22 protein-coding genes are annotated in these 20403 nt (G+C 72.1%); 8 read left to right on the top strand and 14 right to left on the bottom strand.

The features are described 5' to 3' along the window. Positions 1-204 precede the first annotated feature (204 nt). Genes ACWEQG_RS13065 through ACWEQG_RS13055 form a run of 3 tightly spaced genes read right to left on the bottom strand, consistent with a single transcriptional unit; the run spans position 205 to position 3531 of the window. Positions 205-1293, bottom strand: a complete 1089-nt coding sequence (locus ACWEQG_RS13065; RefSeq protein ID WP_452284353.1) for a hypothetical protein — start codon at positions 1291-1293, stop codon at positions 205-207. Between the two features lie 57 nt (positions 1294-1350). Beyond that, positions 1351-2268 (bottom strand): hypothetical protein, encoded by a 918-nt coding sequence (locus ACWEQG_RS13060; protein WP_452284351.1) that lies wholly within the window; start codon positions 2266-2268, stop codon positions 1351-1353. A 51-nt stretch (positions 2269-2319) separates the two neighbouring features. Further along, complete coding sequence (locus ACWEQG_RS13055) at positions 2320-3531, bottom strand: FAD-dependent monooxygenase (RefSeq protein WP_452284349.1); 1212 nt, start codon at positions 3529-3531, stop codon at positions 2320-2322. A gap of 84 nt (positions 3532-3615) precedes the next feature. On the opposite strand from ACWEQG_RS13055, the gene ACWEQG_RS13050 reads away from it, so the two are divergent. The 3 genes from ACWEQG_RS13050 to ACWEQG_RS13040 all read left to right on the top strand — a co-directional run bounded on the left by ACWEQG_RS13050 (position 3616) and on the right by ACWEQG_RS13040 (position 7178). Beyond that, positions 3616-4197, top strand: a complete 582-nt coding sequence (locus ACWEQG_RS13050; RefSeq protein WP_452284347.1) for a TetR/AcrR family transcriptional regulator — start codon at positions 3616-3618, stop codon at positions 4195-4197. 162 nt (positions 4198-4359) lie between these two features. Continuing rightward, on the top strand, positions 4360-6486 hold the full coding sequence (locus ACWEQG_RS13045; RefSeq protein ID WP_452284345.1) for a sensor histidine kinase: 2127 nt from the start codon (positions 4360-4362) through the stop codon (positions 6484-6486). Positions 6487-6551: 65 nt separating this feature from the next. Then, entirely contained in the window at positions 6552-7178 is a 627-nt protein-coding gene (locus ACWEQG_RS13040; RefSeq protein WP_452284343.1) for an HNH endonuclease family protein, read from the top strand. Positions 7179-7204: 26 nt separating this feature from the next. On the opposite strand, the gene ACWEQG_RS13035 is transcribed toward ACWEQG_RS13040, so the two are convergent. The 3 genes from ACWEQG_RS13035 to ACWEQG_RS13025 are packed head-to-tail and all read right to left on the bottom strand — an operon-like array spanning position 7205 to position 9019. Next, positions 7205-7831: a GOLPH3/VPS74 family protein gene (locus tag ACWEQG_RS13035; protein WP_452284341.1), complete on the bottom strand. Its 627-nt coding sequence runs from the start codon at positions 7829-7831 to the stop codon at positions 7205-7207. Positions 7832-7846: 15 nt separating this feature from the next. After that, positions 7847-8089 (bottom strand): hypothetical protein, encoded by a 243-nt coding sequence (locus ACWEQG_RS13030; RefSeq protein ID WP_363463342.1) that lies wholly within the window; start codon positions 8087-8089, stop codon positions 7847-7849. A 3-nt stretch (positions 8090-8092) separates the two neighbouring features. Beyond that, complete coding sequence (locus tag ACWEQG_RS13025) at positions 8093-9019, bottom strand: SPFH domain-containing protein (protein ID WP_452284339.1); 927 nt, start codon at positions 9017-9019, stop codon at positions 8093-8095. A 191-nt stretch (positions 9020-9210) separates the two neighbouring features. On the opposite strand from ACWEQG_RS13025, the gene ACWEQG_RS13020 reads away from it, so the two are divergent. Beyond that, positions 9211-10128, top strand: a complete 918-nt coding sequence (locus ACWEQG_RS13020; RefSeq protein WP_452284337.1) for a DUF6891 domain-containing protein — start codon at positions 9211-9213, stop codon at positions 10126-10128. A 34-nt stretch (positions 10129-10162) separates the two neighbouring features. Here ACWEQG_RS13020 and ACWEQG_RS13015 read toward each other — a convergent pair whose 3' ends face one another. The 4 genes from ACWEQG_RS13015 to ACWEQG_RS13000 form a co-directional block, all read right to left on the bottom strand. Beyond that, positions 10163-11164, bottom strand: coding sequence for an NAD(P)-dependent alcohol dehydrogenase (locus ACWEQG_RS13015; RefSeq protein ID WP_452284335.1), 1002 nt, complete (start codon positions 11162-11164; stop codon positions 10163-10165). Then, positions 11161-11394, bottom strand: a complete 234-nt coding sequence (locus ACWEQG_RS13010) for a helix-turn-helix transcriptional regulator (protein ID WP_030510150.1) — start codon at positions 11392-11394, stop codon at positions 11161-11163. The genes ACWEQG_RS13015 and ACWEQG_RS13010 overlap by 4 nt, the downstream gene beginning before the upstream one ends. Continuing rightward, the gene (locus ACWEQG_RS13005) at positions 11388-11816 is read right to left on the bottom strand and encodes a hypothetical protein (RefSeq protein WP_452284333.1); all 429 of its coding nucleotides are present in this window, start codon (positions 11814-11816) and stop codon (positions 11388-11390) included. The genes ACWEQG_RS13010 and ACWEQG_RS13005 overlap by 7 nt, the downstream gene beginning before the upstream one ends. 123 nt (positions 11817-11939) lie before the next feature. Continuing rightward, positions 11940-12791 (bottom strand): helix-turn-helix transcriptional regulator, encoded by an 852-nt coding sequence (locus tag ACWEQG_RS13000; RefSeq protein ID WP_452284332.1) that lies wholly within the window; start codon positions 12789-12791, stop codon positions 11940-11942. A gap of 155 nt (positions 12792-12946) precedes the next feature. Between ACWEQG_RS13000 and ACWEQG_RS12995 the strand changes: the two genes are divergently transcribed. Further along, a complete protein-coding gene (locus ACWEQG_RS12995) occupies positions 12947-13867 on the top strand; it encodes an NAD-dependent epimerase/dehydratase family protein (RefSeq protein ID WP_452284330.1) in 921 nt (306 codons plus the stop codon). On the opposite strand, the gene ACWEQG_RS12990 is transcribed toward ACWEQG_RS12995, so the two are convergent. The 4 genes from ACWEQG_RS12990 to ACWEQG_RS12975 all read right to left on the bottom strand — a co-directional run bounded on the left by ACWEQG_RS12990 (position 13868) and on the right by ACWEQG_RS12975 (position 17199). Further along, positions 13868-15052 (bottom strand): hypothetical protein, encoded by a 1185-nt coding sequence (locus ACWEQG_RS12990; RefSeq protein WP_452284328.1) that lies wholly within the window; start codon positions 15050-15052, stop codon positions 13868-13870. It lies immediately after the preceding gene. A 21-nt stretch (positions 15053-15073) separates the two neighbouring features. Further along, positions 15074-15745 (bottom strand): DUF6879 family protein, encoded by a 672-nt coding sequence (locus ACWEQG_RS12985; RefSeq protein WP_452284326.1) that lies wholly within the window; start codon positions 15743-15745, stop codon positions 15074-15076. Positions 15746-15840: 95 nt separating this feature from the next. Further along, the gene (locus ACWEQG_RS12980) at positions 15841-15966 is read right to left on the bottom strand and encodes a hypothetical protein (protein WP_346224982.1); all 126 of its coding nucleotides are present in this window, start codon (positions 15964-15966) and stop codon (positions 15841-15843) included. 102 nt (positions 15967-16068) lie between these two features. Next, positions 16069-17199 carry a HesA/MoeB/ThiF family protein gene (locus tag ACWEQG_RS12975; protein WP_452284324.1) on the bottom strand — a complete coding sequence of 377 codons (1131 nt, stop codon included), beginning with the start codon at positions 17197-17199 and terminating at the stop codon, positions 16069-16071. A gap of 240 nt (positions 17200-17439) precedes the next feature. Here ACWEQG_RS12975 and ACWEQG_RS12970 point away from each other — a divergent pair, with 240 nt between their 5' ends. The 3 genes from ACWEQG_RS12970 to ACWEQG_RS12960 all read left to right on the top strand — a co-directional run bounded on the left by ACWEQG_RS12970 (position 17440) and on the right by ACWEQG_RS12960 (position 20259). Further along, the gene (locus ACWEQG_RS12970) at positions 17440-18438 is read left to right on the top strand and encodes an RNA polymerase subunit sigma-70 (protein ID WP_452284322.1); all 999 of its coding nucleotides are present in this window, start codon (positions 17440-17442) and stop codon (positions 18436-18438) included. A gap of 5 nt (positions 18439-18443) precedes the next feature. Then, positions 18444-19190 carry a DUF6069 family protein gene (locus ACWEQG_RS12965; RefSeq protein WP_452284320.1) on the top strand — a complete coding sequence of 249 codons (747 nt, stop codon included), beginning with the start codon at positions 18444-18446 and terminating at the stop codon, positions 19188-19190. 112 nt (positions 19191-19302) lie between these two features. Next, on the top strand, positions 19303-20259 hold the full coding sequence (locus ACWEQG_RS12960; RefSeq protein ID WP_452284318.1) for a lytic murein transglycosylase: 957 nt from the start codon (positions 19303-19305) through the stop codon (positions 20257-20259). The last annotated feature ends 144 nt before the right edge of the window (positions 20260-20403 follow it).

Raw genomic sequence — 20403 nt, 5'->3', positions numbered from 1 at the left:
GGCGGCGTCATGGGGTACGCCGCCGTCACAGGGCAAGGAAACTACCAAGCTCCCCCATATTCGGGCAAAGGACACATAAAGGGTAAGAAGCCCATAAAAGGGATCATGTCCGCATAGCCGCAGGTCAGAGCAGCGTTATCGGGGAAACGTGACGCTCGTCACACCCGCACGAGAGCCGGAGAGAAGCTCCCGGCATCGTGAAGATCAGCGCGTACGCCAGAACGTGCCGTTGGCCGAGGGGTCGTCGGGGTCGCCCTGCGGCACGGTGAAACCCGCGCCCCACAGCGCCGCCGTGCCCGGCCTGCGCGCGATCGAGGACAGGACGGCGTCGGTGCCCGCCTTCCGGGGGAGGGGGACGCTCCTCCACGCCGAGCCCGTCACGTGCCACAGAGTGGGGTTCCAGTTGCCCTGCACGACCCACATGCCGCCCTTGCCGTCGGGCTCCACCTCCGTGTACGGCTGCGCGTTGGCGGCGCCGACCGAGGCGGACCAGGACGTGCCGTTCCAGCGCATCACCAGGGTGCGGTTGTAGGTGACGTCGTCACCCTCGTCGTCCGCGCCCTCCCAGGTGACGCCGCCGACGGCCCACACGTTCCCCGGGCTCACGACGGCGATGTCGGCGAGGAACGCGACGGCGTCGGGGGCGGGCAGCTTGACCGCGGGCGTGGGCACCAGCGCCCAGGACCCTCCGTTCCACCGCATGATCGCGGGACGGTCGCCCTTGCTGCCCGCCGCCCAGACATCGCGGGCCCTGTACGCGTCGACGGCGGCGGCGTGGGCCGGCAGCCGGACGCTCTTCCACGAGGATCCGTTCCAGTGCCTGGCCGAGGCCGAGGACCCGGCCACCGCCCAGACGTCCTTCGCGCCTGTCGCGTCGGCGTCCGTCGCCGAGAACGCGCCGCCCAGCGAGAAGGTGGTCCACGCGCGGCCGTTCCACCGGGCGGCCTTCCCCTGGCCGAAGACCCAAGCGTTGCTGTTCGAGGTGGCCGCCACGGCCTTCAGCTCGTACGCCGGGGCGCCGGGGACCACCTGCCACGCCCGGCCGTCGTACCTCTGGACCAGGCCCCGCTGCTTCCCGTTCGCGACCCGGTGACCGGCCGCCCACACCGAGCCGTCGGCCAGGACCGTCACGTCGTCGAGGACGTCGTCACCGGGCAGGGTGTTCACCCTGGCCAGCCGCCACGCGGCGGTCTCCCCGGCCCGGCCGCCCTCGTGGGTCACGCCGGAGGCCGCCACGGCGGGCGCGCACGCCAGCCCGAGCGCCGTCATCCCCGAGACGATCGCGGTACGCACAACGCCTCCCCTTCCGTCATGAGGATGACGTTCGGAGGAGAGGATCAGTTCACTTCGTCACCGGGACGATTTGCTCGCCTTCTCCGTCCACGGCTCGTACGTGCTGTCGCCCGGGAGCACCCAGATCCGTGTGTCGGGCCGGGTGAGCGTCCGCAGCAGCGTCGCCTTGCCGGTCGTCTTCGAGACCCGGTAGACCGCCACGCCCGTCTTGGTCCGCGAGCGGACGACCACGCGCCCCGCCGTGTCGAAGTCGAGGTCGTCGATCTGCTGCCCGCGGGGCAGCCGCACGGTCACGGTGCCGCTCTCGTGGCCGGTGCGCAGGTTGAGCAGGCGCAGCTTGCGGGACTCCGGCCACGAGCCGACGGGCACCGCCGCCGTCACGTAGTCGTTCGCCAGGGCCACCGCCCACCTTCGCGTCTTCGGCCGCAACCGGGCACGCAGCGCCCGGTCGAACACCGTCACGCGGCCCCCTACCACCCCCTGCAGCAGCAGCCGTTCACTGTCCGGGCTGAACCCCGCGAGGTTCCAGTCGTCCCTGCCTGCGGGCAGTGGCAGCGTCTTGCCTTTTCGCAGGTCCACCAGGGCCCCCAGTCCCGGCGCCGAGGTCCCGGTGACCACGAAGCTGCCGTCGTCCGACACCGACGGCCACTCCTCGCCGATCGCGGTCGCCGTCACACTGCGCATCGACTTCTCCTTGCCGTGCAGGGTTCGCCGGACGAACACTCCGTCCGACTTGCGGAAGTAGAAGTAATGCCGGCCGTCCCCGCTTACCAGGAAGGGGGCCGGCGCGCCGGCGTTGACCGCGTCCTTGGGCGCCACCGCGAGCGCTTCCGGCACCGGCACCACGTCTCCGTCGGTCAGCACCAGTTCCCAGGTCTGCGTCCGCTGGGCGTACGCGATCGTGACCGGGGTGGCGGCCGCCGCGGGCCGCGCGGCCAGCGGTACGGCGGTCAGGAGCAGTGCCCCGAGGGTCATGCGCAATCTCATGCTGGGTGAGATGCCGCAGATCCGGGAATTGTTGTGGGTCTATCGCGCGGCCGGCGCCCGATAGTCCCTGATCGTGATCGCGGTCGCGGCCCTGCGGATCGGCTCGGTGATCCGCTCGATCATGCGGTTCCTCCCCGGCAGGTGCGGCATCAGCCGCAACATCAGCATCTGGAACCGGATCTGCGCCGCCGACTTCAGCACCATGCCCTTGAGGTTGTTCGCGGCGAGCTTCTGGTTCTCCTCGGCGAAGTGCCGCATCTCACGCTCGTAGGCGGCGAACGCGGCGGCGTGGTCTCCCGCCGCCTCGGCCAGGCAGCCCGCCAGAACGTAGGCGCCGACCAGGGCCAGGCTGGTGCCCTGGCCGGACGCGGGCGAGGCCGCGTAGGCCGCGTCGCCCACGAGTGCCACCCGGCCCGACGACCACCGGTCCATGCGCACCTGGCTGATCGAATCCAGGTAGAAGTCCGGCGCGTCCTCCATCGCGTCGAGCAGGCGCGGGACCTCCCAGCCCTGACCGGAGAAGGCGTCGGCGAGCAGCTTCTTCTGCCGGGCGACGTCTCGCCGGTCGTAGGCGATCGGCGGCGAGGAGAAGAGGAACATCGCCTTGGCGTCGTCGCCGTCCCCGGTGCTGTACATCCCCGCGCTCCTGCCCGGGGCGGGGTGCATCATCTCGGTGCGGTCCAGGTGGAGATGGTTCGGCACCGTGAAGATCGAGATGTGGTGCCCGAGGTCGTGGACGAACCGGGACTCCTCGCCGAAGGCCAGCGCGCGCACGTTCGAGTGCAGGCCGTCGGCGCCCACCACCAGGTCGAACGTACGCGGAGGGCCGCTCGCGAAGGTGACACGCACGCCTTCGGGAGTCTCGTTCAGGCTGGTGATGGAGTCGTCGAAGACGTACTCGACGCCGTCTCCGGCCGCCGCGTACAGGAGCCCGGCGAGGTCGCCGCGCATGATCTCGACGTCGTCACCCTCGCGGCCGCCGAACAACCGGGCGTCCATCGTGCCCAGCTGCCTGCCGCGCGCGTCGACGAACCGCGCGATCCGCATGTCCGTGCCGCGCCGTCGCACCTCGTCCAGCAGTCCCATGCGGCCGACGACGTCGAGCGCCGCTCCGCGGATGTCGATTTTGTAGCCGCCGTCCCGCAGCGCGGGCGAGCGCTCCACGACGGTCACCGCGAACCCGTGCTCGCGCAGCCAGAAGGCCAGGGTCAGCCCGGCGACGCTCCCGCCGGAGATCAGGATGTTCCTCATGCCAGGAACTGTACAAACGTCTCACTCATCTGTCTAGCACAAATGTACAAGACATTTGTCTCGACGGCGGGCTAAGCTCTGGCCATGGGAAACCGGGAAGATCTGCTCGCGGGAGCCAAGCGCTGCCTCATGGAGAAGGGCTATTCCGGCACCACCGCGCGGGACATCGCGGCGGCCGCCGGCACCAGCCTCGCCGCCATCGGCTATCACTTCAAATCGACGAAGGCCCTGCTCAACGCGGCGCTCATCGAGGCGATGGAGGAGTGGGGAAAGGAGATCGAGCGGACTCTCGCCGCCGACGCGTCACTGTCCGGCACTCCGGCTCAGCGGTTCCTGACGACCTGGACGCGGATCACCGAGTCCTTCGTCAGGCTGAGACCGCTCTGGGCCATCCAGTTCGAGCTCATCGCCCAGATGGACCGCCTTCCGGAACTGCGCGAGGCGTTCGCGACCGCCAACCGGCAGGCGAGGCTGGGACTGGCGGCGATCTTCGAGCAGCTGGATCCGGGCGCGGACGAGCGGAAGGCGATGGCCGTCGGCTCCTTCTACCAGGCGCTGCTCGGCGGTATGGCGGCCCAGTGGCTCGTCGATCCGGATCAGGCCCCGTCAGCGGACGATCTTCTCGAAGCGCTGCGCACGATCAGTGCGGGACATCGGACGGAGTGACACGTGAACGCCGATTGAGGGCGCGGGCGGTTCCGGCAGGCGGCTCTCCACGAAATCCGGTCACGATGTCCGGCGGTTTCTGCCGCGTCGGCGGCCGTCCCGGCCGCGCTAGGATCCGTCGACGCCGCTGATCGAGTGGGCGTGTCGGAGAAGGAGTACGGGGTGCGCCGACTCACCGGAGCCCGTACGGCCGGGCTGGTCGCCGGGGGACTGGCCGCCCTTTCCGTGGTCATGGTGGTGGCGGCCGCCGCGAGCCGCTACGCGATACCCGCCGGGTTCCGGGTGCGGCCGGCGGTGCTGACGGGCGACGACGTGGTGGGCATCGCCTATCCGGTCATCGGCGCGTTGCTGGTCGTGCGGCGGCCCAGGCTCCGTGTCGGGTGGCTGATGGTCCTGGGCGGTCTGGCGATCGCCGTGCTGGGGCCCTCACAGGCGGCGTACGAGTGGCTCGCCTACCACGGCGACCTGCGGGCCCAGTACTACCCCCTGATGGTCAACAACGTCGTCGGCGCCCTCGGGATGCTTGCGGTGGACCAACTGCTGCCGCTGCTGTATCCGGACGGGCGGCTCCCGTCGCGGCGCTGGCGTCCCGTCGCGGTCGCGGTGAGCGCCGTCACGCTGATCCAGTCCGTGGCGTTCGTCTGCCGCGTCGTCCCCGCGGACTCACCGCGGGGGCCGAACCCCCTGGCGGTGCCCTGGATCGCTCCACTGGACGAATGGCTGGGCGACCTGCCCTTCAACTTCTTCTATCCGATCGAAGCGGTGTGCCTGCTGTCGCTCGTCGTCAGGTTCCTGACCGTCGACACCGTGCGGCGGCGGCAGATCGGCTGGCTGCTGTACGCCACCGCCGCCAACCTGATCGTCGAGGTGTGGTGGCACCAGTCGCCGCTGTCGCTCGTCACCAGCGCCGCCGTGCCCGTCGCGATCGCCGTCGCGGTCACGCACTACCGGCTGTACGGCATCGACACCCTGGTCAGCAGGACCGTGGTCGCCACCGGCGTGCTGGCGTCGGTCACCGCGGTCTACTTCGGTGTCGGGGTGTTGTGGGGGGGTTTCGTCTCCGAATACGGGCAGATCCAGGGGCTGGTGGCGGCGCTGTTCGCCGGGGCGTTCTTCCAGCCGCTGCGTCGCCGGCTGCGGCGGCTGCTCGACCGCGTCTTCTACGGCCCCGTCGGGGATCCCGAGGCGCTCAGGCAGCGGCTCACCCGCGAGGTGCACGCCGCCGATCCGGTCACCGCGCTCGCCTCCGTCGCCGCCGCGGTACGCCAGGGCCTGGCGGTCCGGGGCGTGGCCGTCGAGGTGTACGACGGACGGCCGCGCTACGTCGAGAGCGGCGGTGTCGACGCCGCGCGCGTGGTGCCGCTGGTGTGGCACGGCGAGGACGTCGGCCGGCTGTTGATCGGCGCACCCGGCCCGCGCCGTTTCCCCGCCGCCCACAACGACCGGTTGATCAACGCGGTGACGCCGTACGTCGCCGACATCGCCCATGCCGTACGGCTCTCCGCGGATCTGCAGCGTTCGCGCGAGCGGATCCTGAGCGCCCGGGAGGAGGAGCGCCGCAGGCTCCGCCGTGACCTGCACGACGGTCTCGGCCAGGCGCTCGCCGCCATGGCGATGACGATCACCATGGCCCGCCGGACGCTGCGGACGTCGCCGCAGGAGGCCGAGCGGATCCTGCTGGACCTGCGTACGGCCATGGACGGAGTGGCCGGCGAGATCCGCGAACTCGTCTACGGCCTGCGTCCGCCCGTGCTCGACCAGCTGAGCCTGGAGGGAGCCGTCCGTGCGCTCGCCGCCGAGGCCATGGGGGGCGGCGGCGCGGGCTCGGACTCCCCGCCCGGCCCGCGAACGGCCCGGGCCGGCGGGAGCGACGGCGCGGTGACCGATCGAGCCGCCGCGGTCGCCGTGGCGGACGGGGACGGGAGGGGCCGGGCCGGTGGGCACGCCCCGCGGATCACGGTGTCGGTGAGCGGGGATCTGACGGATCTTCCCGCCGCCGCGGAGGTGGCGGTCTACCGGATCGTCCAGGAGGCGCTGACCAACGTGCTCCGGCACGCGAACGCCGCGACCGTGTCGGTGACGCTGCACAACGGGGCGGGGACGCTGGCCCTGCGGGTGCGTGACGACGGTGTCGGGCTGCCGGAGTCGCGGCGCTGCGGGGTGGGCCTGGCCTCGATGCGGGAGCGCGCCGCCGAGGTGGGCGGCTTCTGCCTGATCTCCTCCCCGGCCGGCGGTGGCACCCTCGTCGAGGTCTCCCTTCCCGTGCGAACCGCCCCGGCCGACCGCTGACCGTCATAGCCGCATATCGTCACGCTCGGTGGGGAGTATTTGGTATGGCTGTAACTATGATCTTCATGCACCGCACGCTCCGAGTCGCCGCGCTTTCCGTTCTCGTCCTCCCCATCACCGCTGTCGCGCTCGCCCCGCAGGCCGCGGCCGACGCCGGGGCGCCGGCCCGCCGCATGCTGGCCCAGCTGAAGGTCGCCAAGCCGCTGTCGATCCGCGGGTACAGCCATCGGCGGTTCCAGCCGCGCTGGGCCCACCACAAGGGGCAGTGCGACGCGCGGGAGGCGGTTCTCGCCCGCGACGGGCGGGGCGTGCGCAGGAACGCGGCGTGCCAGGCCGTGAAGGGCGTCTGGCACAGCCCGTACGACGGCAAGGTGCTCAAGAGCGTGAAACAGACCGACGTCGACCATGTCGTGCCTCTGGCGTACGCCTGGCGCTCCGGCGCCAAGCGATGGAGCCAGGCGAAGCGGCGCGCGTTCGCCAACGACCTCACCCGTCCCGAGCTGGTCGTGGTGAGCCACTCCGTCAACATGGCCAAGGGAGGCCAGGGACCGCAGAGCTGGCGTCCGCCGCGCCGCCGCTACTGGTGCCGCTACGCGACCTCGTGGATCACGGTGAAGCATCACTACCGGCTCTTCGTCACGCGCCAGGAGAAGGTGGCCCTGCTCAACATGCTCCGCACCTGCGGGCGATGAGGGAACCCGAGCGGGCGGCGGCAGGCTCAGCCGGAGCCTTCGATGCCTGCCCGCTGGATGACCTTGCGGAGGGCCGGCGCCGCCGGGCCGACGCGTTCGGTCAGCTGGCCGATGCGCTGCTGGTGCGCCCGTCGTTTCACCGGCGGAAGGACCGTGCCGAGTTCTCCCACGGCGGCCAGCCCGGCGAGGGCCGCCTCGCGGTCACCGACCCGGGACGCCGGCCCGGTGAGGGCGCCGGCGACCCGCGCCGTGAGGCGTTTCACCACACGTGTGTCGCGTACGCGGACGCAGCTCCTGTTGAAGATCAGGAAGGGCTGGCGCAGCTCGACCCTGACCCAGCGGCCCACCTCCAGCTCGTCCCGGACCGCCCGGACCGTGGCCCGGCTGTCCTTGCCGATCCAGTGTGACCACGGCCGGGGGCCCGACTGGGCGAGCTGGCGGAGCAGGCCGTCGAGGACCGGGTCGGCGAGCCGGGCCTCCGACACCACGCGCACCTTGCCGTCGTCGTCGGCGATCCGGCCGGCGAGCAGCAGATCGGTGAGCGCGGCCGCGCGCAGCAGGTAGGGAAAACGGCTGTTCGTCACCACCCGCTCCTTGCGGGGGTCGTAGGCCAGCAGGTAGAGCTGGGCCGTCAGGGAACCGGGGACGTCCATGGGACTGCCCTCCTCTCAGTCGTCGGGCGGGTCGGCGGCGGGGGCTTCCTGATCCGGCATCTGCTTCTTGGGGGGCCGGCCGCGCCGGGGGATGCGGGCGGCGCCGCCCGGGAGCCGCCCCGCCTCCGACAGCGCCCGGCGCAGCAGGAACTCGATCTGGGCGTTGGTGCTGCGCAGTTCGTCGCCGGCCCAGCGGGACAGCGCGTCGTGCACCGCGGGGTCCAGCCGCAGCAGGATGCTCTTTCTTTCGGTCGCCACGGTCTAGTGGTACAGGGAGCCGGTGTTCACCACGGGCTGCACGTCGCGGTCGCCGCACAGGACGACGAGCAGGTTGCTGACCATGGTGGCCTTGCGCTCCTCGTCGAGCTCGATCACGTCGTGCTCGTCGAGGCGGGCCAGGGCGGCCTCGACCATGCCGACCGCGCCGTCCACGATCCGCTGGCGGGCCGCGACGACCGCTCCGGCCTGCTGACGGCGCAGCATCGCCTGCGCGATCTCGGGAGCGTACGCCAGGCGGGTGATGCGCGACTCGATGACCTTGACCCCGGCCGAGGCCACCCGTGCCTGGATCTCGGCCGACAGGCGGCCGGTGATCTCGTCCGCGTTCTGGCGCAGGGACAGCGTGTCGTCGTGCCCGTCGTACGGGTAGCTGCCGGCGATGTGCCGGACCGCGGTCTCGGTCTGGAAGGCGACGAACTCCACGAAGTCGTCGACCTCGAAGACGGCCTTCGCCGTGTCCTCGACCTGCCACACGACCACGGCGGCCATCTCGATCGGGTTGCCGTCGGCGTCGTTGACCTTGGCGATGTCGGTCTCGTGGTTGCGGATCCGGGTCGACACGCGGCGCTTCTGGGTGAAGGGGGCCACGAGCCGGAGACCGGGCGTGCGGACCGTGCCCACGTAGCGGCCGAGCAGCTGGATCACGCGTGCCTCACCGGGGGCGACCGCGGTGAGGCCGGTGAGGACGACGAGGGCCGCCAGGAGGAGCAGCACCCCGGCGGCGATCAGCGCCGCCCCCGTGCCGCCGCTGCCGCCGGCCGCGAGGACGGCTCCGATCGGGACCAGCGCGAACGGGATCAGCAGGCCCACCAGGGCCAGGATCAGCATGGGCCATCCCGCGGCTGCTCGCGCCGCCCGCTCGTGGGTCTGGGGGGCCGGCATGTCGACGGCGATCTGCAGGTCTGTCATGTCTTCTCCTCGGGGGTCTAGCATGACAGTAGCAAAGTGATATCACTTTTCGCCAGACCCGGAGAGGCGTCAACCGCGCTGGATCGGTGGCGCCCTCGTGAACAGGAAGCGCCGGCGTCGTTCGACGGGGCAGGCGCGTTGCCGCCCTCGGGGCCCGGCGTCTGTCCGCGGCCTGTGCCAGAGTGACCGGCATGTTGGCAATCACCGTACTGACGGAGGACGGCGACCGGCACGTCCGGCCGGACGCCGGGGAACTCGCCGGACTGGTCGGGCGTCTGGGCGGCCGGCACGACAGGTTCCTGGTCGTCCAGCGGATACCCGACCTGCCCGAGGTCTTCGTTCAGGTGTGGCACGAGGACGAGGGCGACTATGTGCTGGAACACCGCGACGGGGCGCCCGACCGGCACTTCCAGGCGATACTCGACGGCCCAGGGCCGGTGATCGCGGCCATGACCCGCTGGGCGAGCCGGGAGGACGGCTGGCACTCCGGACTGGACTGGACGGCGTTGGACCTCGGTCTCCCCGAGCCTCCGCCTCCGCTCGAGCTCGACCGGGACGAACGCGAACAACTCGATGCGCGCCTCCGTGAGGTGATCATCGGCGGTTACGCGACGAGGGCGCAGCTCGCCGAGATCGCGGAGGACTATCTCGTGTCGGGCGACCGTCGGCCGGTCTCCCCCGGACAAGCACGCCTGCTCGCGGACAGGTTGTGGCTGGATCGTGTCGAGGAGCAGGCCTCCTGGGAGGGGGAGACGGACCCGGAACGACTCAGCCGGGCCTTCGCCGTCCTGGAGGCCTCGGGCATCACGGCGAGGGAGCACTTCACCTGCTGTCGTTCCTGCGGTCAGGCGGAGATCGGGTCGGCGGGGTCCCCGGATGCGCGCGGTTACGTCTACTTCCACAGCCAGTGCACGGACTCCGCCGCGGCCGGGCACGGACTCGCACTCCTGTACGGCGGGTTCGACGGTTCGTCCGGCACGACGGCGTCCATCGGCAGGGAGATCGTGGCCGCGCTCGGGAAAGCCGGCCTTTCGGTGGAGTGGGACGGCGATCCCTCGCAGAGCATCACCGTCGTCCCCATCGACTGGCGCAGACGTCTCATCGGCTGAGGGAGCACGCACGAGTCGCCGGCCCGCGTGTGACTCAGGCCGTCTCCGCCACGGTGACGACGACCTTGCCGGCGGGGTGGCCTTCCATGAGGTGGCGGATCGCGTCGGGCGCGGCGGCGAGGGGATAGGCACGGTCGATCGCCGGGACGACGGCGCCGGACTCGACGAGCCGGGTCAGTTCCTCCAGGTGCTCGGCGCGCTCGCGGGAGAACATCGCACGCAGCCGCTGTCCCCTGAAGATCGACCCCGTGAACAGTGACACCAGCGGCGCCCGGAAGGTGCGTCCCATGCCACCGGTGAAGCGGTACGCGGTGTGCCCGCCGCCGACGATCACCAGTGTGCCGCGCGGGGTCAGGGCGCGCCGCAGCAGGGACAGCGGCCGGTTGCCGCCGGTGTCGACGACGACGTCGTAGCGTGCGCCGTCGCGGTCGATCTCCTCGCGGGTGTAGTCGATGACGTCGTCGGCCCCGAGCGACCGCACGAATTCCGCCTTCGCCGCCCCGCACACGCCGGTGACGCTCGCGCCGAGCGCCTTGGCGATCTGCACGGCGAACGACCCCACCCCTCCCGACGCGCCGATCACCAGCACCCGCTGTCCCGGGCGCACACCGGCGACGTCGCGTACGGCCTGCAGCGCCGTCATGCCGGAGACCGGCACCGCGGCGGCCTGTTCGAACGTGAGATTGGCCGGCTTCGGCGCGAGGCGGGCCTGCGGCGCCTTCGCGTACTCCGCGAGCGAGCCGTCCGGGCAGGTGCCGTACACCTCCTGACCGGGCCGGAAGCGGGTGACGCCGGCGCCGACGGCCGTCACGACCCCGGCGACGTCGCGGCCCCGGATGGGCACCTTGGGGCGGCGCAGCCCGAATCCCCCACGCGCGAGGTACGGCGTGCCGGTCATCAGGACCCACACGCCGGGGTCCACGGCGGCCGCGCGGACCTCGACGAGCACCTCCTCGTCGCCGATCGAGGGACGGTCGATGTCGCGCAGTTCGAGCACGTCGGCCGGGCCGTACGTGTCCTGGACGATGGCCTTCACTTCGTCTCCTCGGGGAGGTCGGGATACTGGAACACGTCGTCGAGCGGGGCGCCGAACACCCGGGCGATCCGGAAGGCCATCTCCAGGGACGGCGAGTACCGGCCCTGCTCGATGGCGATGACGGTCTGTCTGGTCACGCCGATGCGTTCGGCGAGTTCGGCCTGGGTCATCTCGTCGTGGGCGAATCGCAGCGCGCGGATGCGGTTCGTCACGCGTGTGGGCTTCACCACTCCGGAACGCTCCTGCGATAGAGGATGATCTTGGTGGTGTCGCCGAGGATCGCCGACAGGACGAAGAAGAGGTAGATCACGTTGGCGATCCAGAACCTGTCCCACTCCGCCATGGCCATGAGCATCGCCGCGATCGCCCCGATGACCACGAACGCCTGACCGGTGTAGTCGCCGAGCCGCCCGATCTCCTTGTCGCGGGCGTCGATGACGCGCGAGGCCCGCGGATTGACGATCGCCATCCCGATCTCGGCCAGGATCGCCGCGCCGATCGCCCCGCCGATCGTCCACAGCATGGCGGCGGTGTACGGCACGTCGGGTAACGGGCCTCCGCCCGCCCGCCTGAGGATGGCGACGACGTACGCGGCGTAGGCGACCACGGCGACGACCAGCCGGATCCAGGCGCGTTTCTCCTCGTGAGTCATGATCGATCCCCCTCGGGTGTACAAAATCTTTGACACCCTCAAGGTAACGCGTCTTTGACCTGATGTACAGAACTTTTTACATCGACGCCGACGGGCGGGGAGACAGGCGTACGCGGGCGCGGGTCAGGCCCCGGCGGGCACCTGCCCGGCGCCGACGACCTTCAGGAGCCGCAGGGACTCGTAGGCGGGGGACCCGGGCTCGGCGGTGAAGATGACCACCTGCTGCTCCTGGTCGGGCACGGTGAGCACGTCGAAGTCCAGCTCGATCGGCCCGACGCGCGGGGGCCGCACGGTTTGGTGCAGGTGGCGCTCGATGTGGAACCGCTGGGAGTTCCACATCCGGGCGAAGTCCTCGCTGCCCGCCAGCAGTTCACCGATCAGGCTCTTCAGCTCGCGGCTGTCCGGATAGCGGGTCACGGCGACGCGCAGGTAGCTGACCGCCGTGACGGCGAACCGTTCGGGGCTGCCCATGCCGAAGTGCCGCAGCTCGGGGTCGGGATGCAGGAAGTAGTGCCGGATGACGTTGCGCTCCTGGCCGCCCAGGGTGGAGAAGTCCTCGAACAAAGCCGCCGCCAGCGGGTTCCAGGCCAGCACGCGGCACATGTCGTCCACGACGATCGCGGCGGCGTCGGTCAGCCGGTTGACCAGGTTCAGCGTGCTCGGGCGCACCTCGCTCGCGGGCTCCGCGGACCGGCGCTCCTCCCGTTCCCCGGCCAGGTGGAACAGGTGGGCGCGTTCCTGGTCCGACAGGCGCAGGGCGCGGGCGATGCCGTCGAGCACCCGCCGCGACGGGTGACGGCCCCGCGCCTGTTCCAGCCGCGTGTAGTGGTCCACCGAGACGTACGCGAGCTGGGCGACCTCCTCGCGCCGCAGGCCGGGGGTGCGGCGGCGACGTCCCGGGGGCAGGCCGACGTCGGCGGGGTCGATGCCCTCCCGCTTGCTCCGGAGGAAGCGCGCCAGCCCCTGCTTGTCCATGCTTGTGACCGTACGCCCGGCATCGGGTGCGCGGACCCCTCAGCCACGGACTCTTGGTCCCTGGCTGTGCGGGACGGCCCGGGGCGACGGTGGGGTCGGCACCGACCGGCGGCGGACACGGACGCGCCGCGGTCACCCGACCTCACGGAAGGCACATGATCATGCGGATCTTCATCACCGGTGCGAGCGGCTACGTCGGCGCGGTCGTGGCCGAGCACCTCGTCGGGGCCGGTCACGAGGTGGCCGCCCTGGCCCGCTCGGACGAGGCGCGTGAGCGGGTCGAAGGGCTGGGCGCCAAGGCGGTGCCCGGCAGTCTGCGGGACCTCGACGTCCTGCGCGGCGCCGCCGCGGCGGCCGAGGCCGTGGTCCACACCGCCGTGGACTATGCCGATCCGGACATGGGCGACATCGAGCGCGAGACCCTCGGGGCGCTGCTGGGCGGCCTGAACGACGGCGGCGCCTTCGTCTACACCAGCACGGGACTGGTCTACCCGGACCGGCAGGGCGCGACCGTGGACGAGGACCACCCCGTCACCCCGGAGACGTCGCCCCAGCCGTACAAGGTCCTCGGCGAGCGGCAGGTCCTGACGGCCGGCCACGTGGCGGGCACGGTGATCCGGGCGGCGCTGGTCTACGGGCGCGGCGGATCGGGCCTGCTCCAGGGGCTCATCGGCGCCGGCAGGCGGAACGGCATGGTGCCCTACATCGGCGACGGCGCCAACGAGTGGTCGTCGGTGCACGTCGACGACCTCGCGGAGCTGTACGTCGCCGCGCTGGAGCGCCGTGAGCCCGGGGCCGCCGGTAACGAGGTCGTCGGCAACGGGGTCGTCGTCAACGCCGCATCGGCCGAACGGACCCCGATCCGGCGGATCGCGGAGGCGGTCGCCGGCCTGACCGGCGCCCGGGCCGTGTCGCTGACGATGGAGCAGGCGGTCGCCGCGATGGGGCCGGCCGTCGCCGCGCTCACCCGTTCGTCGCCGATGGACGCCTCGCGGGCCCGGCGGCTGTTCGGGTGGGCCCCGCAGCGGCCCGGACTCATCGAGGAGCTGACGACCGGCTCCTACACGCGGTCCTGATCAACGCCCCCGCCGCGGACGCAGCGCGCGCCGTACGCGCGGGCCGTGCCTGCGCCACCAGGCCCGCGCCCAGATCACCTGGAACGCGGCCGCGGACAGCAGCACCGCCGCGGCGTCCAGCCCGGCGAGCGGGTCCGCGGGGGCGGCCAGCGCGCCCACGGCCCGGCCGAGCAGCGTCAGCGTCGCCGGCGCCGTCACCGCGAACGCCACACCCAGGCAGGCCGCGGTGCCCACGACCAGCAGCACCGCGTACATGCGCAGGGCGCGCCGCTCCGGGCGCGGCAGCCCGGCGAGAGGGTCGGGGGAGGGGCGGCGCAGCAGCCGCAGCGCCAGATGGCGGACGTAGGCGGAGGCGTCGCCGTACATGTTGCGGCACCCGCTCAGGTCCTGCAGCAGGAAGTAGACGTCGGTGCGCATGAACACGAGGAACTGCGTGGCCAGCATGCCGAGCGAGGTCAGCGCGACCAGCGACAGCACGGGCTGGCGACCCACGACCGCGGTCAGGAGGAGCGCGGCCGAGCAGGCCGCCGCGTCGGTCGCCATCCCGGCGAGGTAGACCGTCAGGCGGACGCGCCGCCCGGCCAGCCAGACGCCGGACACCTCGGTCTGGACGGCCAGGAACTGCAGCCGGGTGCCGAGCCGGATCCTGCCCGGCACCCCGGCGGCCCTGGCGGTGGACAGGTGGGCCATCTCGTGCAGGAAGATGAGCGCCCAGGCGACCGCGACCTGCGACGCGAGCACGAGCGTGCCGCGCTGGCTCCACAGCAGGTCGCGCCAGCCCGGCAGCGTCTCCCGCCGTACGACCGCCGTCGCGACCCCGGCGGCGATCAGGCCGGCGACCAGCAGGTGGAGCAGCGGGTGGAGTGTCCACCGCACGTGCCGGGGACGCAACCAGGGAAAGGTCGGCGGCCTGGCGGGGGCGGCCGGGGCGCCGGGCTCCTCCAGGAATCCGAGCGCGCCCAGGGCGCGGACGAAGTCGCCGACGTCGAGATCCGCGCCCGTCTCGGCGCGCAGCCGCCGTTCCGTCTCCTCGATGGTGGCGCCCGCCGACAGCAGCTCGATGGCCCGCATCCCCTCGTACGGCACGGCGGCGAACTCGTCCCCGTCCGGGCGGCCGACGATCCACTGCGAGCCGTCCTGCCGGACCGCCAGCTCGCGCAGCCGGACCACGGTGGCCTCTCCCAACGCGGGCCTCCAGACGCGGGGTCAGGGGCGGATCGTCCCGGTGTGGTGGGAGTAGCCGGGCAGGAGGGCGCGGGTCCTGTCGGAGATCACGGGCGGCGGCAGCGGGGCGACCTCCCGCTCGACGTACGCCCGCACGTCCTCGCCCCGGCCGTAGAGCTCCTTGATCGCGGACAGGCAGGGGCCGACGAGGCCGGGATCGGTGATCCGCCGGGCGCCCACGTGGGCGCCGATCTCGTCGTACCGCACCTCGTAGAGCAGCGTGGGGCCGAGCACGACGATCTCGGGCAGCGGCGCGTGGTGCTCCAGCTCCCGCACGGCGTCCGCGTGCAGCACCCGGGGACGCTCGCCCGCCGTCGCCCGTACGGCGAGGACGTGCAGCTCCCACTGGAGATAGGGGGTGAGCGGCGTCTCCACGATGCGGACGCGGCGGGCCTCGGGCCGGGTCCGGTAGTAGCCGACGAGGAACTCCCGCAGTTCCTCCAGCATCGCGAGCGACCCTTCCCAGTCGCCGGCCATCATCGCCCGCCAGCTCGCCACGTCGGGTTCGAAGAACTCCTGGGCGCGCTCGAGCTTCCACACCCCGTCGGGGGCCCGCTCGAACTCCTCGGTGAACTCGGCCTGGTAGGCGTCCGCGGGCAGGACCCGCGCCTCGGCCCGCCGTACGTCGTCGAAGATGGTCCCGGCGTGTGCCACCCTTCCCTCCCTGGGCACTCCCTGGTGCTGACTCTCGTCGGCCGAGGCGTGCGGGCGGCCCCGCGGCACCCCCGCACGCCTCGGGCGGTGCTCCGTCAGTTGCCGACGCTGTTACTGCTGGTCGTGGTCTCGATCTTGTCGAGCAGCCGGATGGTGATCTTCGTCTTCGCCGGCGAGGCGGTCTCGTCGACGGGTTCGGTCTCGTGCTCGTTCGTGTTCATCCGGTTCCTCTCTCTGGAGGGGAGGGGACATGGATGTTCTCGCGAGAACTCGTTCATGATTCGCCTTTTGACTGAGGACAGTCAAGGATTTTCTTTATTCATTCAGCCGGCGTCGATTTCGGTCATCGGCCGGAATGAATTGTGCTCCGGCGCCGGAGAAGCCCGTGTGCCGCACACCGGGCAGCCGGGGCGCGGCGGATGCCGGACCCACACGTGGTGGTCGGCGGCGATCAGGTTGACGCCCTGGATGGTGCCGGCCGGCGGCACGGGCACCCCGGTCAGCAGCCCGAGCAGGGCGTGGGCGACGAGCTGGCCGGACACGCCCGCCGAGGTGGCGATCACGCCCGGCCCGCCGAGGTCCACCGGCGTGCCGGGGCGGCGCCGCGCCTCCTCGCCGCTGCTCAGGCACTCGTAGCAGGCGCCCGCTCCGGGCGCGAAACACCCCACGGTGACGAGTGGCCCGTTGTATCCGCCGCCGGCCCAGGGGATGTTCGCGGCGGCGCAGGCGCGGTTGGCCCAGACCCGGATGCCGTGCCCGGTGGGCCGGTCGGCGCACAGGGCGAGCGCGTCGTAGCCCGCGATCAGGTCGTCCAGTTGCCGCCTGCTGCCGATGTGGCGGCGCTCGCCCGTGACCCGGATGTCGGTGTTGACGGTCCGCAGCCGCGCGACGGCGGCCTCCGCCTTCGGACGCCCCACGTCGTCTTCGCAGAAGAGGACCTGGCGGTTGAGGTTGGACAGCTCGACCACGTCGGGGTCCACGCAGTGGATCGTGCCGACGCCGACGGCGGCGAGCGCCCACGCCGCGTGGCTGCCGGTGCCGCCCAGGCCGAGCACCACGACCCGCGCGGACTTCAGCCGCAGCTGGGTCTCCCAGCCGTGGCCGCGCGGCGCGACGTCGACCGCGCGGAAGAACGCGTGGTTCCTGCTGTAGCGGTCGAGCTCGCGCTCGCTCAGCCCGGCGGGCGGCCCGGCCGCGGCGTCCTCCACGTATCGGGTGGCGACGAGTTGCTCGACGATCGACGCGGCGTCCGGCACCTCGGGGTGGGTCAGGCGCAGCCCCTCGGCGATCTCGTCGCGGGAGCGGGTGCCGTCCATCAGCGTGAGGGCCGTCCACACCCAGCCGTACGGGTCCGCGATCTCGGCGGCGATCCCGTAAATCTCACCGCCGATGCGAATGGTGCCGTCGTCGTACCGGTGAGGCCGGTGCTCGAATTTCACACGGGGCAGTCGCACGTGACGACGTTTAGTGGGCGATAACTGGGTGAGTCAACACCGATTTTCACGTCGAGGAAAAAAGGGGTCGGCCGTAAAACGTTCCCGCGTCGCGGGCGCCGCGTCGTCGCGTGCTCCGCCACCGGATCCCTCACCCGATCCGTCACCGGATCGGCCATGCCGGCCGGCCCCGGTGATGAGTTGTCGCGCCCGCATCCGTCACACCTACGTCGGGACACGACGGGACGGAAGGATGACGTGATGAGTGCGGACACGCGGCTGGAGGAGCTGGGCGTGAGCGGTCTGGGCGAGGTCGACGAGCCGGCGTTCTCGGGGCTGGCGGAGCGGCACCGGCGGGAGCTGCACGTGCACTGCTACCGGATGCTCGGGTCGTTCGAGGACGCCGAGGACACCGTGCAGGAGACGTTCCTGCGTGCCTGGCGGCGGAGGGAGACCTTCGAGGGGCGGTCGACGTTCCGGGCCTGGCTGTACCGGATCGCCACCAACGCCTGCCTGGACCTGCTCGCCAAGTGCCGCCCGGAGCCCGCGACCGGCGGCGAGGTGCCGTGGCTGCAGCCCTACCCGGACCGGCTGCTCGACGAGCTGCCCGCGGGCGACGCGGACGAGCCGGAGACCGTCGCCGTCGCACGGGAGACGATCGAGCTGGCGTACCTGGTCGCGGTCCAGCACCTCGCGCCGCGCCCGCGGGCCGTGCTGATCCTGCGGGACGTGCTCGGCTGGCCGGCCAAGGACGTCGCGGAGCTCCTCGGGGACTCCGTCAACTCCGTGAACAGCGCGCTGCAGCGGGCCCGCGCCGGCATGCGGGAGCACCTGCCCGCCGAGCGGCAGGACTGGACCGGCGGAGAGGAGGACGCCGGGACGCGTGAGCTGGTGCGCCGCTTCACCGACGCCAGCGTGGCCACGGACATCGACGGGCTCGCCGCACTGCTGCGGGACGACGTCCGCTGCTCGATGCCGCCCACGCCGGGCCTGTGCGTCGGTCGCGACGCGGTGGTGAACGACTGGGTCGAGAGCGGCTTCGAGGGCATGAAGCACCTGCGCGCCGTCCCCACCTCCGTGAACCGGCAGCCCGCCGTCGCCTTCTACCAGTGGCGGAAGCGGGAGGGCGCGTACCTGCCGCTGACGATCGACGTCCTGCGCGTCACCGGCGGGGCGATCACCGAGATCGTCATCTTCCACGCCGACCGGTTCCCGCGGCTCGGGTTGCCGGAGCGCCTGCCGGCGGACGGCACGGAGTAGCCCCGGTGCGGACGCTCGCGCTGCGAGGTGGCGCGCGTGTCGCGGTGGTCGCGGCCGAGTGGTGCGACGCGTTCGGCGTCGTCACCCGCGGGCGGGTGCAGCTGGAGCTGCGCGACGGCGCGCCCGGGCCGGTCCTCGGACGCCACGCCGGGTTCTGGCTCCGCGGCACCGGTGTCCGCGCCCTGCGCAACCCCGGCCGCCGCACGGCGAGAGTGCGCATCGTCACCCCCGGGGCCAGGACCGTCACATGCCGGTCGGCACACCCCTGCGCCGGCCACCGAACGATGGAGGACGACTTGAACAGCATGAACGACACCGGGCTCGTCGCGGGCCCGGCATCGGGCCGGACCCGCCACGCCCACCGGCTCCGCGGGCTCGCCGGCACCGGCCTCGTCGCCGCGCTCGCGGCGATGGCGGCCACCACCCTCGCCGCCGTGCTCGCCCGGGCCGTCGGCGTCGACTTCGCGATCCCCGATGGTGGCGAGACGATCCCGTTGCCCGGGTTCGCCGTGGTGACCGGCTTCTTCTCGGTCGTCGGCATCGTCATCGCCGTCGCCCTTCTCCGCTGGAGCGCCCGCCCCGCCGAGCGATTCGTGTGGACGGCGGTGTCGCTGACCGCGATCTCACTGGTCCCGCCCTTCCTCGCCGGGGCGAACACCGCCACCGTCATCGCCCTCCTCGGGCTGCACCTCGTCGCCGCGACGGTGATGATCGTCACTCTGGCGCGGAGCCTCCGCGCCAGGACCGCGTGACGAGCCCGCGACGGGTCCGCGACGGCTCGGCGACGGGACAAGGAGCGGCACAAGAGGCGGGAGGTCGGGAAAGGCTCATGGGATCGTCACCGCTGGGCATACGTTGGTGACGATGAACGATCAGCCTGCTGTGATCTCACCGCCGCGCCGCCGGGCGCTGGCCGCCGTGCTCGCCGCCGTGGTCGTCCCGCTTTCGGGCTGCGGCGGCTCGGCGGGGGAGGCCGCCTCGGTCGCCCCGCGCGAGCGCCTGTCCCCGCCCGCGCCGGCGTCCTCCGCGAGCCCCGCACCGGAGCCGTCCGTGCCGGACCTGCCCGCCCCGGACGAGGCGGTTCCGAAGGACCCCGCGCGGCTGGCCGAGGCCCTCACCCGTACGGCCGGGCGACTGCGCGACGCGATCGACGACTGGAGGCGTACGGGCGACCCCGCGAAGGGGGAGGCACCCGAATCCGTGGTCCTGCTGTCCCTGTACGAGCAGCGTATGTACCGCTACCTCGCCCGTAATCCCAAGGTCGCCTCCCGCGCCTACGGGAAACTGCCCAAGGCGGTGGCGGCGCGGACGAAGGACAACGTGACGGCCATCCGCGACCTGCTCTCCCTCGCCCACCCCGTCAGCGGCCCGATCAAGATGAAGGTCAAGCCGGCGGAGCCGGCCGACGCCCTGCTCGCGGCCTTCAAGCGCGCCGAGCGCCGGTTCGGCGTCGAGTGGGAGGTGCTGGCGGCGGTGATGCTCGTCGAGACCAAGTTCGGCCGGGTGCGCTCGCCCAGCTACGTGGGCGCCAGGGGGCCGATGCAGTTCATGCCGGGCACCTGGAAGGCGTACGGCATGGGAGGCGACATCGACGACACCGGTGACGCCCTGCTCGCCGCGGCCAACTACCTCCACGCCTCGGGCGCGCCCGGCGACTACCGGCGCGCGTTGTACGCCTACAACCACTCCCAGGCGTACGTGGACGCCGTCCTGCTGCACGCCCGCCAGATGAAGCAGGACATCAGGAACTACTACGCCTACTACACCTGGCAGGTCTACGTGATCACCACGAAGGGCGAGCGCCGCCTGACCGGCCCCTGACGGCAGGTGACGCCGGGGGCGGGACGGTCCTTGAGGGATCGTCCGTAACCAATGCCGCTTTCCGCGCGACTCATCCTTGGGGGATCGATCGCGTACGGGAGGCCGGTTGTGCGGTGGCTCACGAGTGGTGCGGGGACGAAGCCG

The sequence above is a fragment of the Microbispora sp. NPDC004025 genome, from assembly GCF_053604425.1.
The sequence above is the reverse complement of the archived record's forward strand: the minus strand, read 5'-3'. Positions and strand labels throughout refer to the sequence as shown.